Origin of the sequence: Paludisphaera soli (assembly GCF_011064595.1) — a bacterium.
Classification (GTDB): Bacteria; Planctomycetota; Planctomycetia; order Isosphaerales; family Isosphaeraceae; genus Paludisphaera; species Paludisphaera soli.
In genome coordinates this window covers 60,643-75,102 of the sequence record NZ_JAALJI010000013.1, presented here as the reverse complement: position 1 = coordinate 75,102, position 14,460 = coordinate 60,643, and the positions used below count along the sequence as shown (strand labels likewise).

10 protein-coding genes are annotated in these 14,460 nt (G+C 69.4%); 8 read left to right on the top strand and 2 right to left on the bottom strand.

The annotated features are described in order from the left end of the window. Positions 1-267: 267 nt before the first annotated feature. Entirely contained in the window at positions 268-2,145 is a 1,878-nt protein-coding gene (locus tag G6O68_RS17215) for a hypothetical protein (RefSeq protein ID WP_165249864.1), read from the bottom strand. A 248-nt stretch (positions 2,146-2,393) separates the two neighbouring features. On the opposite strand from G6O68_RS17215, the gene topA reads away from it, so the two are divergent. Further along, entirely contained in the window at positions 2,394-5,294 is a 2,901-nt protein-coding gene (gene topA, locus G6O68_RS17210) for a type I DNA topoisomerase (RefSeq protein ID WP_240911367.1), read from the top strand. Positions 5,295-5,310: 16 nt separating this feature from the next. Here topA and acpS read toward each other — a convergent pair whose 3' ends face one another. Then, entirely contained in the window at positions 5,311-5,736 is a 426-nt protein-coding gene (acpS, locus tag G6O68_RS17205; protein ID WP_165249863.1) for a holo-ACP synthase, read from the bottom strand. A gap of 207 nt (positions 5,737-5,943) precedes the next feature. Between acpS and G6O68_RS17200 the strand changes: the two genes are divergently transcribed. The 7 genes from G6O68_RS17200 (at position 5,944) to lpxA (ending at position 14,428) form a co-directional block, all read left to right on the top strand. After that, positions 5,944-8,247 (top strand): ATP-dependent helicase, encoded by a 2,304-nt coding sequence (locus G6O68_RS17200; RefSeq protein ID WP_165249862.1) that lies wholly within the window; start codon positions 5,944-5,946, stop codon positions 8,245-8,247. 31 nt (positions 8,248-8,278) lie between these two features. Further along, positions 8,279-9,034, top strand: coding sequence for a pyridoxine 5'-phosphate synthase (locus G6O68_RS17195; RefSeq protein WP_165249861.1), 756 nt, complete (start codon positions 8,279-8,281; stop codon positions 9,032-9,034). A gap of 216 nt (positions 9,035-9,250) precedes the next feature. Further along, on the top strand, positions 9,251-10,144 hold the full coding sequence (dapA, locus tag G6O68_RS17190; RefSeq protein ID WP_240911366.1) for a 4-hydroxy-tetrahydrodipicolinate synthase: 894 nt from the start codon (positions 9,251-9,253) through the stop codon (positions 10,142-10,144). Between the two features lie 340 nt (positions 10,145-10,484). Beyond that, entirely contained in the window at positions 10,485-10,907 is a 423-nt protein-coding gene (locus tag G6O68_RS17185; protein WP_165249860.1) for an ArsR/SmtB family transcription factor, read from the top strand. A 345-nt stretch (positions 10,908-11,252) separates the two neighbouring features. Beyond that, the gene (locus G6O68_RS17180) at positions 11,253-11,996 is read left to right on the top strand and encodes an OmpH family outer membrane protein (protein ID WP_165249859.1); all 744 of its coding nucleotides are present in this window, start codon (positions 11,253-11,255) and stop codon (positions 11,994-11,996) included. 180 nt (positions 11,997-12,176) lie between these two features. Beyond that, entirely contained in the window at positions 12,177-13,526 is a 1,350-nt protein-coding gene (gene lpxC / locus G6O68_RS17175; protein WP_165249858.1) for a UDP-3-O-acyl-N-acetylglucosamine deacetylase, read from the top strand. Positions 13,527-13,612: 86 nt separating this feature from the next. Continuing rightward, a complete protein-coding gene (gene lpxA, locus G6O68_RS17170; protein WP_165249857.1) occupies positions 13,613-14,428 on the top strand; it encodes an acyl-ACP--UDP-N-acetylglucosamine O-acyltransferase in 816 nt (271 codons plus the stop codon). Positions 14,429-14,460 lie beyond the last annotated feature (32 nt).

Genomic DNA, 14,460 nt, shown 5'->3' with positions numbered 1-14,460 from the left:
TCAATGCGTGGCGGCGGGGAAACCGAGGGGACACGAGGCGTCCCGGCGCTTCGGACGTGAAGAAGGGCTCGAAGCGCGCCGAACGAAGCCAATTCCGAGCCAGGATTTCCAAACCTAAAATCAGTCCAGGATATCCCTTACGTCAAATGGGTTCGTTTCGGGGTCGCTGCAAACGAAGCCAACTCCGGACGTCCACGAAGAAGGCCCGGACGTCGGGCGATGGGGCCGACGTCCGGGCCGGGGGTTTCGAGCGGGGCTCGACGCAGATCAGCTCCGGGAGTCGTCGTCCCTGGCGGCCTCGTCGGGGGGGGTCCAGTCGGCGGCGAGCCCGGCCTGGCGGCGGAGTCGGTTCATCCAGACCTCGTCCTGGCGGATGGAGGCCTCGTCGCCGGCGAGCATGTTGAACCGCATCTCCTCGCCGTTGGGGGCGTACAGCTGGGTGAAGGCGACCGGCTCGCGGCGGTCGAGGGCGATGACGTAGTAGTGGGCCTTCGGCTCGTCGGCGGCGACGGCGGTCTCGCCGGCCTTGACGCCGAAGTAGGCGTCGCGGAACGAGTCGCCGGCGTACTCGATTTCGGGGATCGGGGTCTCGGCCTGCGGGACGTAATCGAACGGGCCGGCGCCGAGGCCGCCGACCTGCATGCGGGTGATCGGCGGGACCGCCAGGACGTTGTAGCCCTCGATCTGGTCTTCCTCGATCTTGCCCTGCTTCTCGGACTTGATCCTGGCGGCCAGCTCCTGGGCGGCCTTCTCGGCGAGGGGCCGGGCCTTCTCCAGCTTCCAGGCGCGGACGACCTCGGGCTTCACCTCGTCGAGCGTCGGGGTGCGGGGGGCCTCGTCCTTGACCTTGCGGGCGAGGTAGCGGGTCCCCAGGATGTCGGTCAGCTCGACGGGCTCATAGAGGCCGACCTTGGGGTCGAAGAACTCGTCGACGAACCGGCGTCCGCCGCTGAGGCGGGTGGTGCCGACCTGGGCGTTGGAGATCAGGCCGTAGCGGGCGGCCTTGTCGCGGGCGAGGAGGGGGGTGATTTCGTAGGTCAGGCCGTCCTTCTCGGCCAGGGCCTTGAGGTCCACGGGCTCCGGGGCCTGGACCTTGGCGGCGGGCGAGGCGGCCTGGTCGTCGAGCATCGTCAGGTACTTGTCCGCGAAGGGGATCAACTCCTCGTCGCGGATGCGGTTGAAGACGTCGTTGATCGCCTCCTGGGCCTTCTCGTCGGCGAGCCGGCTGGCGAGGAGGTCGCGGACCTCGTCGAACGGCTGGATGACGGCCGGGGTCAGGTCGGCGGCGTCGGCGAACAGGTCGTCGGGAAGTTCCGAGGGGACCTTGAACTCGGCCTTGTGATTCTCGTAGAACGATCGCAGCTCGGCGTCGGCCAGCGAATCGCGGAGGCTCCGGGCCTTGGAGCCGCCGTCGATCGAGACGAACTCGACCTGGACCTGGCGGGGGACCTTGAAGCCGGGGTCCGGCGAGGCCGGGTCGGGGAGGACGTCCTTGAACTTGTCGTACAGGGCCTGCACCTCGGCCGCGGAGGGCTCGCCGACCTGGCCGGCGAAGTTCTCGACGGGGATCTCGACGATCTTGTCGGCCACCCGCTCGTTCTGGCCGCGATAGGCCTGGTAGACGTCGAAGGGGGTGATCGGGGCGCGTCCGAGGAGGGACCGGACCTTGGCGATCCGGACCTGGTTGGCGAGGTCGGCGAGCAGGTCTTCCTGGCTGATCTCGCTGCTGAACCGGCTGTAGAGCATCTCGAACATCTCGCGGTTCAGCCGGCCGCCGGTGCGGGCCTTGAGCCACTCGCGGCCGGTGATCGGGTCGGCGGGCATCCCCAGGCGATCCGCCTCCTTCTCCAGGATCAGGGCGTCGATCAGGTCGCGTTCCTTGAGGCCGCCGAAGAAGCCGTCGCGGCTATAGGGATTCAGGGCGGCCATGAACAGGTTGGCGCGGTTGCGCTGGCGGGCCATCTCGTTGAGGTCGCTGCGGCGGACCGTCTTGCCGAAAAGCTTGGCCACCTCGACGTCGGGGCCGGCGTAGTTCGTCCCGAACAGGCGGGGGAGGCTGTCCGCGAGGACGAAGGAGAACATCGCCAGGATGGCGAGCATGGCCAGCATCTTGCGCTGGTGGCGACGGAAGACCTCGAAAGGCATGGGGATCCTCGGTGCTTGGCTGAGAGGCTTCGGAGGGGCCTCCTCGGCGCCCCCCCCCTTGACAGACCCCGTTACCCTAGCTATGCCGCTAAGTGTGAAGGATGCGGAGTCGTGATCGACGGCCCAGGAACCTCACATCGTAGCATGTCTGCCGCCCGGAGCAACCTCAAAGGACCCCCGGGCGGGAATCCGGCGGAACCGGTCGGATCGACGGATCTCGTTCCAAGCAAAGATCATAGGATATCAACGTGCCGCCAAAGTCCTCCCCCAAGCCCACTCCCGACGACGGCGACTCCCCGGACGCGAAGGCGGCCGAGCCCGCCGCCTCGCCCCCCTGGTCGGACCCGGCCGAGGGGGCCGAGCCGGCCGCGCCCGGGGCCGCCAAGGCTTCGAAAGCGGGTGTGAAGAAGGCCGCCAAGGCGAAGGCGCCCAAGGCCCCCAAGGCGGACGCGGCGAAGGCCCCCAAGGCCGCGGCGAAGGCGAAGGCCACCAAGGCCCCCAAGGCGACGGCGGCCAAGGGCTCCAAGGCCAAGTCGGCGGCGGCGAGCTATGGCGAGCCCGGCACCGGCCCCTCGCTGGTCATCGTCGAGAGCCCCAAGAAGGCCAAGTCGATCAACAAGTTCCTGGGCTCCAAGTACATCGTCAAGGCGAGCATGGGCCACGTCCGCGACCTCCCGAAGCGGAAGCTCGGGCTGGACGTGGCCAACGGCTACGCCCCCTCGTACGAGGTGGTGCCGACCAAGAAGGACACCATCGGCGACCTCCGCAAGGACGCCGCCCGCGCCGACGTCGTCTACCTGGCGACCGACCCCGACCGCGAGGGGGAGGCCATCGCCTGGCACCTCCAGCACGCCCTGGAGCTGCCCGACGACCGCGTCCGCCGCGTCACCTTCCACGAGATCACCGAGCGGGCCGTGCGGGACGCCTTCACCAAGGTCGGCCCGATCAACATGGACATGGTGAACGCCCAGCAGGCCCGGCGGTTCCTCGACCGGTTCGTGGGCTACCAGCTCAGCCCCCTGCTCTGGAAGAAGGTCGCCCGCAACCTGAGCGCCGGGCGCGTCCAGTCGGTCGCCACACGGCTGATCGTCGACCGCGAGCGGGAGATCCGGGCGTTCGTCCAGGAGGAGTTCTGGCGGATCACGGCCGTCGTCTCCCCCGTCGGCTCGACCGAGGAGGGCGAGCGGTTCGAGGCCGCGCTGGCCGAGTACGAGGGCAAGAAGTTCGAGGCCGCGACCGAGGCCGACGCCCACAAGGTCCGCGACGCCCTGGCCTCCGAGCCCTACGTCGTCTCGAAGGTCGAGGAGGCCGAGAAGCTCGACCGGGCCGACCCGCCGTTCAAGACGAGCACGCTCCAGCAGCAGGCCGCGATCCGCCTGCGGTACTCGGGCAAGAAGACGATGAAGCTCGCCCAGGAGCTGTACGAGGGCATCGACGTCGACGGCTCGGGCCCGACCGGCCTCATCACCTACATGCGTACCGACAGCCTGCGGGTGTCGGACGAGGCCCTGACCAGCGTCCGCGACCTGATCAAGGACCGCTACGGCGACCGCTACCTCCCGGCCAAGCCCAACCGTTACGCCGCCGGCAAGAACGCCCAGGAGGCCCACGAGGCCGTCCGCCCGACCGACCTGGCGCTCAGCCCGGAGCGGGTCCGCGACCGCCTCAATCACGACCAGCACCGCCTCTACCAGCTGATCTACAACCGGTTCGTCGCCAGCCAGATGACGCCGGCCGTCTTCACCGTGACCGACGTCGGCATCACGGCGGGGCCCGGCCTCTTCAAGGCCCAGGGGAAGATCCTGCGGTTCGACGGCCATCGCAAGGTCTGGGCCGCCGCCGGCAAGCAAGAGGACGCCTTGCTGCCGCCGATCGTCGTCGGCCAGCCCCTGGACCTCCAGGGCCTGAACGCCACCCAGCACTTCACCCAGCCCCCCCCGCGCTACAGCGAGGCCACGCTGATCAAGGCCCTGGAGAAGGAGAACATCGGCCGGCCGTCCACCTACGCCCCGATCATCCAGACGATCCAGGACCGCAAGTACGTCGACCACAAGGACCGGCGGTTTTCCGCGACCGAGCTGGGGATGGTCGTGACCGACGTCCTGGTCAAGCACTTCCCCAAGATCCTGGACCTCAAGTTCACAGGCCGGATGGAAGACGAGCTGGACGACATCGCCACGGCCAAGGAGGACATGGTCAAGGTCCTGGACGAGTTCTACCACCCATTCCAGGAGGCCCTGAAGGCCGCCGAGACGGGGATGGAACGCGTCCAGATCATGACCGACGAGGTCTGCCACGTCTGCGGCGCGCCGATGGTCATGAAGTTCGGCCGCACGGGCGAGTTCCTGGGCTGCTCCAAGTACCCGGACTGCAAGGCCACCCGGCCGATCGGCGGCGCCCCCCGGGCCGAGGCCGTCGAGAGCGGCCACGCCTGCCCCAAGTGCTCCAAGCCGCTGATGATCCGCGAGAGCAAGAAGGGGGAGAAGTTCCTCTCCTGCTCGGGCTACCCCCAGTGCAAGGAATCGTTCGACATCGACGAGCAGGGGAACCCCGTCCCCAAGCTGTCCGAGACCGAGCACAAGTGCGAGAAGTGCGGCAGCCCCATGGCCCTGCGGAACGGCCGTCGGGGCCCCTTCCTGGGCTGCACCGGCTACCCCAAGTGCCGCAACATCGTGGCGGTCGACGCCGAGGGGAAGCCCCTGCCGACCCTCAAGATCGACCTCAAGTGCGAGAAGTGCGGCAAGCCGTTCGCGGTCCGCCAGGGCAAGCGGGGGGCCTTCCTGGGCTGCACCGGCTACCCCAAGTGCCGCAACGCGGTGCCGGTCCCGGACGAGCTGAAGGACGAGGTCGCCAAGATGGCCCCGCCGCCGGCCGCCGCCAAGGGGCCCGACTTCAAGTCGCTGGAGCTCGACGAGGTCTGCGACGACTGCGGCGGCCCGATGACCCCCCGCAAGGGCCGCCGGGGCTACTTCCTGGGCTGCGCCAAGTACCCCAAGTGCAAGGGGACCAAGGAGCCGAGCGCCGAGACCCTTGAGAAGATCAACGCCCTGGTCGTCCAGTCCGAATCGGCCACGGCCGCCGCCGCGGCGGAAGCCGAGGACGCCGCGACCGAGGACGCCGTGACCGCGGACGTCGAGGCCGACGACTGACCCGTCCCCGACCGACCTACGCCCCCGGGTTCTCCGCCGGGGGCGCAGGTCCGGGGCCCGGCCGGGCCACCGCCGTCGCGTAGGCGGTGGCGTAGGTCCGGCAGTGGGCCATCGTGACCAGCACGTCCCCCACGTTCTTCCGCCGCGCCGCGTCCTTGGCGGCGCCTGCGACCATGACCCGATGGGGCCCCCGCGGGCCCCCTCGGATCTCCACGTCGGTCCAGGCGACCCCCTCGGCCGGGCCGGTCCCCAGGGCCTTGAAAACGGCCTCCTTGGCCGCCCACAGGGCCGCGAAATGCTCGATCGACCGCCGCCGGGCCTGGCAGGAGCGGATCTCGCGGTCGGTGTAGATCCGACGCAGGAAAAGCTCTCCGTGCCGCTCGATCATGCCGCCGATGCGCGGGCACTCGACGATGTCCGTACCGATCCCGAGGATCTCCATCCGCCTTCCCCTCCTCCGCCTCGCTGCGTCGACCCTCCCAGCTTAACGGAGGCCCTCGCGGGCCGGTAGGATGCCGCCGGTTGCGACGACCGCCGGCCCCCGGCCGCCCCGAAATCGAATCGCCCGCGGGGGCCGTCGCCGCTATACTTCCAAAGGTACGGACTCACCCGGACCCGGATGGATGCTCACGTCGAAGCAAGGAACGCGATGGACCTGCTCGCCGACCTCACGCCCCCTCAGCGCGAAGCCGTGATCCACGTCAACGGCCCCCTCCTCGTCCTGGCGGGCGCGGGCTCCGGGAAGACCCGGGTTATCACCCGGCGGGTCGCCCACCTGCTCCACAAGGGCGTGGCGCCACACAACATCCTCGCCCTGACCTTCACCAACAAGGCCGCCGGCGAGATGCGGGAGCGTATCGAGGCCCTCATCCCCGGCGCCAAGGTCTGGGTGGGCACGTTCCATGGCTTCTGCGCCCGGCTGTTGCGGGCCCACGGCTCGCTCGTCGGCCTGGACTCTTCATTCACCATCTACGACCAGGCCGACCGCCTGCGGGCCGTCCGCGACGTGCTCGACGCGATGGGGGTGGACGAGCCGCCGATCACCCCGGAGAAGATCGAAGGGGCCATCAGCCGGGCCAAGAACGACCTGGCCACCCCCAAGTCGCTCGCCCACCGCGCCCGCGACGACCGCGACCGCCTGGTCGCCAAGGTCTACGCCGGCTACGAGGAGAAGCTCCGCGCGGCCTCGGCCGTCGACTTCGACGACCTGCTCGTCCACGTCGTCAAGATCCTCAAGGAGCACAGGGACGTCCGGGCCGACCTCGACGCCCGCTACCGCTACGTCCTGGTCGACGAGTACCAGGATACCAACATGGCCCAGTACGCCATCGTCCGGGCCCTGTCGGTCGACCACCCAAACCTCTGCGTCACCGGCGACCCCGACCAGTCCATCTACGGCTGGCGCGGGGCGAACCTCTCGAACATCCTCGAATTCGAGAAGGACTACGACGGCGTCAAGGTGGTCAAGCTGGAGCACAACTACCGCAGCACCAAGACGATCCTCGCGGTGGCCGACCACCTGATCCAGTACAACGTCAACCGCAAGCCGAAGGACCTCATCACCGAGAACCCCAGCGGCGAGCCGGTCCAGGTCACCGTCTACGCCCGCGAGACCGAGGAGGCCGAAGGGGTCGCCGGCCGGATCGCGAGCCTCGTCCGAGAGGGGGCCTACAACTACTCGGACGTGGCCGTCTTCTGCCGGATCACGGCCCTCACCCGGACCTTCGAGCAGGCCTTCCGCTCGGCCCGGATCCCCTACCAGATCGTCGGCGGGGTGTCGTTCTACGAGCGTCAGGAGGTGAAGGACGTCGTCTCGTTCCTCAACCTCATCAACAACCCCAAGGACGACCTGGCGCTCAGCCGGGTTGTCAACGTCCCCCCCCGGGGGCTGGGGAAGACCTCGTTCGACCACCTGATCGCCTTCTCCCGCGAGCACGGCCTCCCCCTGCTCGAAGCGGCCCGACGCGCCCGCGAGGTCCCCGGCCTCAAGGAGAAGGCGATCCGGTCGTTCCTCGACTTCGTGACCCTATTCGACGAGCTGGCCGGCCTGCGCGACCACCCGGCCGAGACCGTGATCCTCCAGACGATGGAGAAGACCGGCTACCGCCAGCACCTGAAGGACGAGTCGCGCGGCGAGGGGGAGGACCGGCTGGCGAACCTGGAAGAGCTGATCACCGCCGCCCGCGAGTTCGACCACGAGCACCCCGGCGCGACGATCCAGGACTTCCTGGCCGAGATCACCCTGGCCTCGCCGGTCGACCGCTGGGACCAGCAGACCGGCGCCGTCACCCTGATGACCCTGCACGCCGCAAAGGGGCTGGAGTTCCCGGTCGTCTTCATCATCGGCCTGGAGGAAGGGCTCCTGCCGCACAGCCGGGCCTTCGAGAACCCCAACGAGCTGGAGGAGGAACGCCGGCTCTTCTTCGTCGGGATCACCCGGGCGCGCAAAGAGTTGTACATCAGCCGATGCCGCATCCGCACCTTCCGGGGCCAGCAGCAGGCCACCGCGCAATCGCGGTTCCTCATGGAGCTGCCCGAGGACTTCCTGTCCTACGACGATCGCTCGGGCGTATCCGCCGGCGACTCGCGATGGGCGCAGGGCTCCTGGGACCGCCGGCCCGCGTCGCCTCCTCGTCGGCCGCCGTCGTCGTCGCCGTCGCAGCCCACGCGGACGCCCACGCCGAGCCCGTCGGGCTTCCGGCTGACGACCGCCGCGCAGCTCGGCGGCGGGGGCGCCGCAGGGCCGATGGCCCCCCCGGGGGATCTCGACGCCTTCCGACCGGGGGCCTCCGTCCTGCACCCGCAGTACGGTTTGGGGCGGGTGGTCGCCATCGAGGGGGCGGGGCCGAACCGCAAGGGGCGGATCGCCTTCACCCTGGCGGGTGAGCGCACCTTCGTCCTGGCGAAATCGCCGCTGAAGGTCGTCGGCAAGACCGGGGCGGGGCCGCGATGAGCCCCCGCCCGCAGAACTGGGAACGCAAGCCATGACCGCCCCCGCAACCCCGACCACCTGGACCCCGCCCCGACTCGGCGTGAACATCGACCACGTCGCCACCCTGCGCCAGGCGCGCCGGGGCGTCGAGCCCGACCCGGTCTGGGCCGCCGCGGCCGCCGAGTTGGGGGGGGCCGACGGGATCACCGTGCACCTCCGCGAGGACCGCCGGCACATCCAGGACCGCGACCTCCGGATCCTCCGCGAGACGGTGCAGGTCGGCCTGAACCTGGAACTCGCGGTCGAGCCGACCATGCTGACGATCGCCCTGCAAGTGCGCCCCGACCAGGTGACGCTCGTCCCCGAGCGCCGGGAGGAGGTCACGACCGAGGGGGGCCTCGCCGTCTCCCCCCGCCGCGAGAAGGTGGGCGAGGCGGTCGCGCGACTCCGCGAAGCCGGCATCCGGGTCGCCACTTTCCTGGATCCGGACCCGTCGGAAATCGACGCCTCCGTCGAGATCGGCGTCGACGCCATCGAGCTTCACACCGGCCGGTACGCGGACGCTCCCGAAGGTCAGGAGAGGGACCGCGAGTTGGAGATCCTACGGGCCGCCTCGGCGCGGATCGCCTCGGCCGGGATCGGGCTGCATGCGGGACACGGGTTGAATTATCGCAACGTCATGGGGATCGCCGGGATAGCCGGGATGGCCGAGCTGAACATCGGCCACGCGATCGTCTGCCGGGCCGTCTTCGTCGGCCTGGAGAAGGCCGTGCGCGAGATGAGAGGCCGGATCGAAGCCGCCCGCTAGGCGGCCCGGCCCGGGCTCCGGCCGCGGCGACTGTTTCATTTCGTTAAGAGAGGCGGCCAGCCCCCTTCCCTAACGCGGTGTCCGTCCCTAAGATGCTTATCGCTGGCATGCGTCGGTGCATACTTACTCATGGTGTCATGATCCTTCAATAAGCCGTCGTCTTTCTTCATGTGTTCGGGTTTGAATCGACGGCTTCCGAGGTTGGGTGCTTGTTCAATGGCGACTAAGGGACGGATGTTCGCCGGCTGTACGGTGGCCCTGGCGACCCCATTTCGGGACGGCGAGGTCGACGAGACGGCCCTGCGGGACTGGGTGGAGTGGCAGATCCAGCAGGGCACGCCCATCCTGAGCCCGGTCGGCACGACCGGCGAAGCCCCCACCCTCTCGCACCTGGAGCACGAGCGGGTCATCGCGATCGTGGTCGAGACCGCCGCGGGGCGGGCCAAGGTCGTGCCGGGCACCGGATCGAACTCCACCGCCGAGGCGATCCGCCTGACCAAGTTCGCCGCCCGCGCCGGCGCCGACGCGGCCTTGATGGTCGCCCCGTATTACAACCGCCCAAGCCAGGAGGGCATGTACCGGCACTTCGCGGCCGTGGCGGAGGCGGTGGAACTGCCGATCGTCCTGTACAACATCCCCGGCCGGACCGGTCGGAACATGGAGCCCGAGACGATCGAGCGGCTGGCCGCGATCGACACGATCGTGGCGATCAAGGAGGCCGCCGGCTCGCTGGATCAGGTCAGCGACATCCTCGCCCGGACCAATCTCACGGTCCTCTCGGGCGACGACAGCCTGACGCTCCCCATGATGGCCGTCGGTGCCGAGGGGGTCGTTTCCGTGGCCGCCAACCTCGTCCCGCGCGACGTCCGGGGCCTGGTCGACGACTTCAACGCCGGCGACGCCCGAGCCGCCCGGGAACGCCACGCCCGGCTCTTCCCGCTCTGCCGCGACCTGCTGGGCCTGGCGCCGAACCCGGTGCCGCTCAAGGCCGCCCTGGCGCTGCTCGGCCGCGGCAACGGCGAGATCCGCCTGCCGCTCTGCCCGCTCGACGCCGCCGAGACCGCCAGGCTGTCGCGGGCCCTCGCCCGCTACGGCCTTCTCGATGCTTGACGCCTCATCTTCTTGGACTCCGACCGACTTTCGCCTGCACTCGTCCTGGAAATGGATTATCATTAAGCCGTAAGCGATCCGACTGCCGTTGCCTCGACCGTCCGTCGCCTCGTCCCACTCCTCGCAGTTCCGGGCCTCGACCTCTCTCGAAGGCCCGACCCGACCAAATTCATCACAACCCGGAAATTTCACCCTCGGCCTTCCCCCCGGTCACCGGCGCGGTCAGGCATGGGGGGTCGGTTTCCACGTCGTCCGCTCCGAATTCTTTCATTGATCACTCCGATTCCGACGTACTGAGAGGGATCGGACCCATCGAAAGCTCCTTGCAAGGGAATACGCCATGGCGAAGAAAGCGGCCTCCAACGGCAACGGGAACGGCAACGGGCACGACAAGGTGGAGGTGCTGGCGCCGGAGGTGTCCGACCAGTCGATCCGCGAGTTGGCCCAGGTCTTCAAGCTCCTGAGCGACGAGACCCGACTGCGGATCCTATTCTACCTTGCGCTTTCGGAAGACGGCGAGCTGCACGTCACCGAGCTGTGCAACCGCCTGGGCCAGAGCCAGCCGGCGGTCAGCCACCACCTGGCGCTGCTGCGGGTCTCGAGCCTGATCGAGTCGCGACGCGAGGGGAAGCACAACTTCTACAGCGTGCGGACCGAGCACTTCGGCGACCTGCTGCTGAGCCTGTTCGCGGCCGCCGGCGAGACGCCCAAGAACAAGAAGTACCGCTTCCACGACTTCGTCCTGAATTACACGGGGGCCTGACGGCCCCTACCCCGCGCCGACCGCCTCGATCGTGAGGCGGGGACCGGCCCGCGGGGAAGATGGACGGCCCTCTCCCCCGCCCCGGCCTCGCCGCGATTCGCCCCGGCCGCGCGACGGTTCGCCTTGACCCCTTCCGACCTTCGGGGCAGAATGCCGCCGTCGGCTTGCCGGTCCCGCGATCGAGGTCCAGGAGGCGTCTCCCGGCCGTCGGTCGCCCTCGGGCGGACGCTCGAACCTCGCCCGGATGCGCGAGGGACGACCCGCCGTTCGACGGACTCCCCGGTCGAGCGCGAGTTGGGCGACGGCCCGCGACCACCACCAGCGGTGTAAAAAGGAGTTTGACCGATGGTTCTCTCATCTCGTTTGATCGTGGCGGTGGGCCTGGGCGTCGTCGGGGCCGGCCTCCTGGTCGCGCCGATCCAGGGCCAGCAGGACGGGGCCGTGCGGAAGACGAACGGCGGCGCCTCGCAGTTCAAGGAAGGGACCGCGCCGGTCATCGGCACCATCGACCTGGACGGCGTCTTCAAGAACTACGAGAAGGTGAAGTACGCCAACGAGGAGTTCCAGGGCGCGCTGAAGGATCGGCAAGGCCAGCTGATGAAGCTCCAGCAGGAGATGGTCCAGGAGGCCGAGCTGCTCCAGCGCTTCACCCCGGGCCAGGAAGACTTCAAGAAGCAGGAGAACAAGCTGACCGAGATGAAGGCGAAGCTCGAGGCCGGCCGCGAGCAGGCCGAGCGCGAGTTCCAGTCTCGGGAAGCCGAGGCGATGGCGAGCCTGTACAACGAGGTGACCGAGGTCGCCAAGAAGATCGCCAAGGCCCGGAAGATGACCTACGTGATGAAGGTGACGAACCAGACCCCGAGCGGGGCGAACCCCAACTCGGTCATGGCCGCCATGTCGAACCCGATGATCTACTTCGACCCGGCCAACGACATCACCCAGGACGTGGTCTACAACCTGAACGCGGTGTACAAGGCCGCCGGCGGCCCGACCGCCAAGGCCGCGACGCCCCCCGCCGGGGCCCCGGGCGCCCCCGCCGGCGCGGCCGCCCCGGCCTCCGCCGCCGCCCCCAAGGCGAGCCTCCGCTGATCTGATCCTCGGTCGCCGGGGCGGGCCGATCGGCCCGCACCCGACGCCGCCGTCCGCAATCCCCGGCGCGTCGCCGTCGCCCCGCGCCGGGGAGCCGTCTCGATCACGGATCGATCGGGACTTCGAAGGGAAGCCGGCCGCGAGGCAGACTCCGCGCCGGGCGAAAGGACCAGGGAAGGTATGCAGATCTCCAAGCGTCCCCAACGCACCCTCGCCCGCGAGGCGGCCCTGCAAGGGGTCGGCTTCTTCCACGGCGCGGACGTCAAACTGCGGTTCCTCCCGGCCGAGCCCGACTCGGGCGTGCGGTTCGTCCGCACGGACCTCCCCGGCCGCCCCGGGGTCGCCGCCCACATCAGCCAGGTCGTCCCCTCCCAGCGACGCACGGCCGTCCAGGACGGCGCCGCCAAGGTCGAGATGATCGAGCACGTCATGGCCGCGCTGGCCGGCATGCAGGTCGACAACTGCACCATCGAGATCGACGCCCCGGAGCTGCCGGGCCTCGACGGTTCGAGCAAGGGCTACGTCGCGATGATCGACGAGGCCGGCGTGGTCGAGCAGGACCGGCCCCGGCAGGCCCTCTCGCTGGAGCGGTCGTTCGTCGTCCGCGAGGGGGACGCCGTGCTCGCGGCGCATCCCAACTCGGCCGAGGGCCTGACCCTCTCGTACCACCTCGACTACGGCCAGGCGTCGCCGATCGGCAACCAGAGCGTGCTGGTCGCCCTCTCGCCCGAGTCCTTCCGCCGCGACGTCTCCCCCTGCCGGACGTTCCTGCTGGAGCAGGAGGCCAAGGCGCTCCGCGCCGCGGGGATCGGTCTGCGGGCCACCGAGGCCGACGTCTTGATGTTCGGCCCCGCCGGGGTCGTGGGCAACGAGCTGCGGTTCGCCGACGAGTGCGCCCGCCACAAGGTCCTCGACATGGTGGGCGACCTCGCGCTCCTGGGCATGGACCTGCACGGCTTCGTCGTCGCCCATCGCTCGGGGCACCACACCAACGCCCTGCTCGTGCGCAAGCTGATCCAGTCGATCGAGAAGGACCGCGAGAAGGAGGTCCGCCCGCGGGCCGCCGCCCTCCCCGTCCGGGACGACGGCACGATCGACATCCTCGGCATCCTCGAGATCCTCCCTCACCGCTACCCGATGCTCCTGCTCGACCGCGTGCTGGAGCTGGAGCCCGGCCGCCGGGTCGTGGGGATCAAGAATGTCAGCTCCAACGAGCCCTTCTTTCAAGGTCATTGGCCGGGCCGACCGATCATGCCCGGTGTGCTCATCCTGGAGGCGATGGCCCAGGCCGCCGGCGTCCTGATCGCTTCGACCGTGAACCGACTCGGCCGGGCCGCGGTGATCGCCTCGGTCGACGGCGTGAAGCTGCGACGCCAGGTGACCCCCGGCGACCAGCTCCGCCTCGAGGTGGAGGCGGTGAAGATCAAGACGGCCTACGCCAGCGTCCGGGGCGTCGCCAAGGTCGGCGACGCCACCGCCGCCGAGGCGAGGATCCGCTTCGTGCTGATCGACGCCCCGCCGACCGCCTGAGCCCGCGGGGCGGCCTCGGGACGCCCTCGCTTCGGAACAGCCAAGTTTCCCCCAAATCCCGCTGACCGGCTGTAGGAACCATTCTCATGGCCACCATGATCGCTGACACCGCGTGCATCGACCCCCGCGCCGAGATCGCGGACGGGGTGGAGATCGGCCCGTACTGCGTGATCGGCCCCGACGCCCGGATCGGCCAAGGCACCCGCCTCATCGCGCACGTCTGCATCCTGGGGCACACGACGGTCGGCGAGAACAACGTCGTCCACCCCAACACGGTGCTCGGCGGCGACCCCCAGGATTTCACCTACAAGGGCGAGCCCACCCGCCTCGAGATCGGCGACGACAACACCTTCCGCGAGGGGGTCACGATCCACCGCGGGAGCTGCAAGGAAGAGGGCGTCACCCGGATCGGCTCGCACAACTACTTCATGGCCAACGTCCACGTCGGCCACGACTGCATCCTGGGCGACCGGATCCTGATCGCCAACAACACGATGCTCGCCGGCCACATCCACATGGAATCGCACGCCACGGTCTCCGCCGGCTGCGGCCTGCACCAGTTCGTCACGGTCGGCCGGTACAGCTACATCGGCGCCCTGACGCGGGCCTACCACGACGTGCCGCCGTACATGCTCGTCGAGGGCAACCCCTCGAAGGTCCGCTGCATCAACATCGTCGGCCTGAAGCGGCATGGGATCCTCCCCGAGGCCATCACCGCGCTGCACGAGGCCCATCGCCTGATCTACCGCGCCCGGATGATCGCCAAGCAGGCGCATGAGGTCCTGGAGGCTCACGGCCAGGTCTGCCCCGAGGTCCGCAACCTGCTCGACTTCATCGAGAACCAGCAGCAGGGCCGCCACGGCCGAGGCCGCGACCGCGCCCGGCTCGCCGCCTCGGCCTGAGCGCCGGGCGGGAGGATCGAACGATGAGACAC

Bases quoted from the DNA above. Each gene is read 5' to 3' on its own strand.
- lpxC (WP_165249858.1), top strand. From the start codon at position 12,177: ATGCAGATCTCCAAGCGTCCCCAACGCACCCTCGCCCGCGAGGCGGCC.
- G6O68_RS17180 (WP_165249859.1), top strand. From the start codon at position 11,253: ATGGTTCTCTCATCTCGTTTGATCGTGGCGGTGGGCCTGGGCGTCGTC.
- G6O68_RS17185 (WP_165249860.1), top strand. From the start codon at position 10,485: ATGGCGAAGAAAGCGGCCTCCAACGGCAACGGGAACGGCAACGGGCAC.
- lpxA (WP_165249857.1), top strand. From the start codon at position 13,613: ATGGCCACCATGATCGCTGACACCGCGTGCATCGACCCCCGCGCCGAG.
- G6O68_RS17195 (WP_165249861.1), top strand. From the start codon at position 8,279: ATGACCGCCCCCGCAACCCCGACCACCTGGACCCCGCCCCGACTCGGC.
- acpS (WP_165249863.1), bottom strand. From the start codon at position 5,736: ATGGAGATCCTCGGGATCGGTACGGACATCGTCGAGTGCCCGCGCATC.
- G6O68_RS17215 (WP_165249864.1), bottom strand. From the start codon at position 2,145: ATGCCTTTCGAGGTCTTCCGTCGCCACCAGCGCAAGATGCTGGCCATG.
- G6O68_RS17200 (WP_165249862.1), top strand. From the start codon at position 5,944: ATGGACCTGCTCGCCGACCTCACGCCCCCTCAGCGCGAAGCCGTGATC.
- dapA (WP_240911366.1), top strand. From the start codon at position 9,251: ATGGCGACTAAGGGACGGATGTTCGCCGGCTGTACGGTGGCCCTGGCG.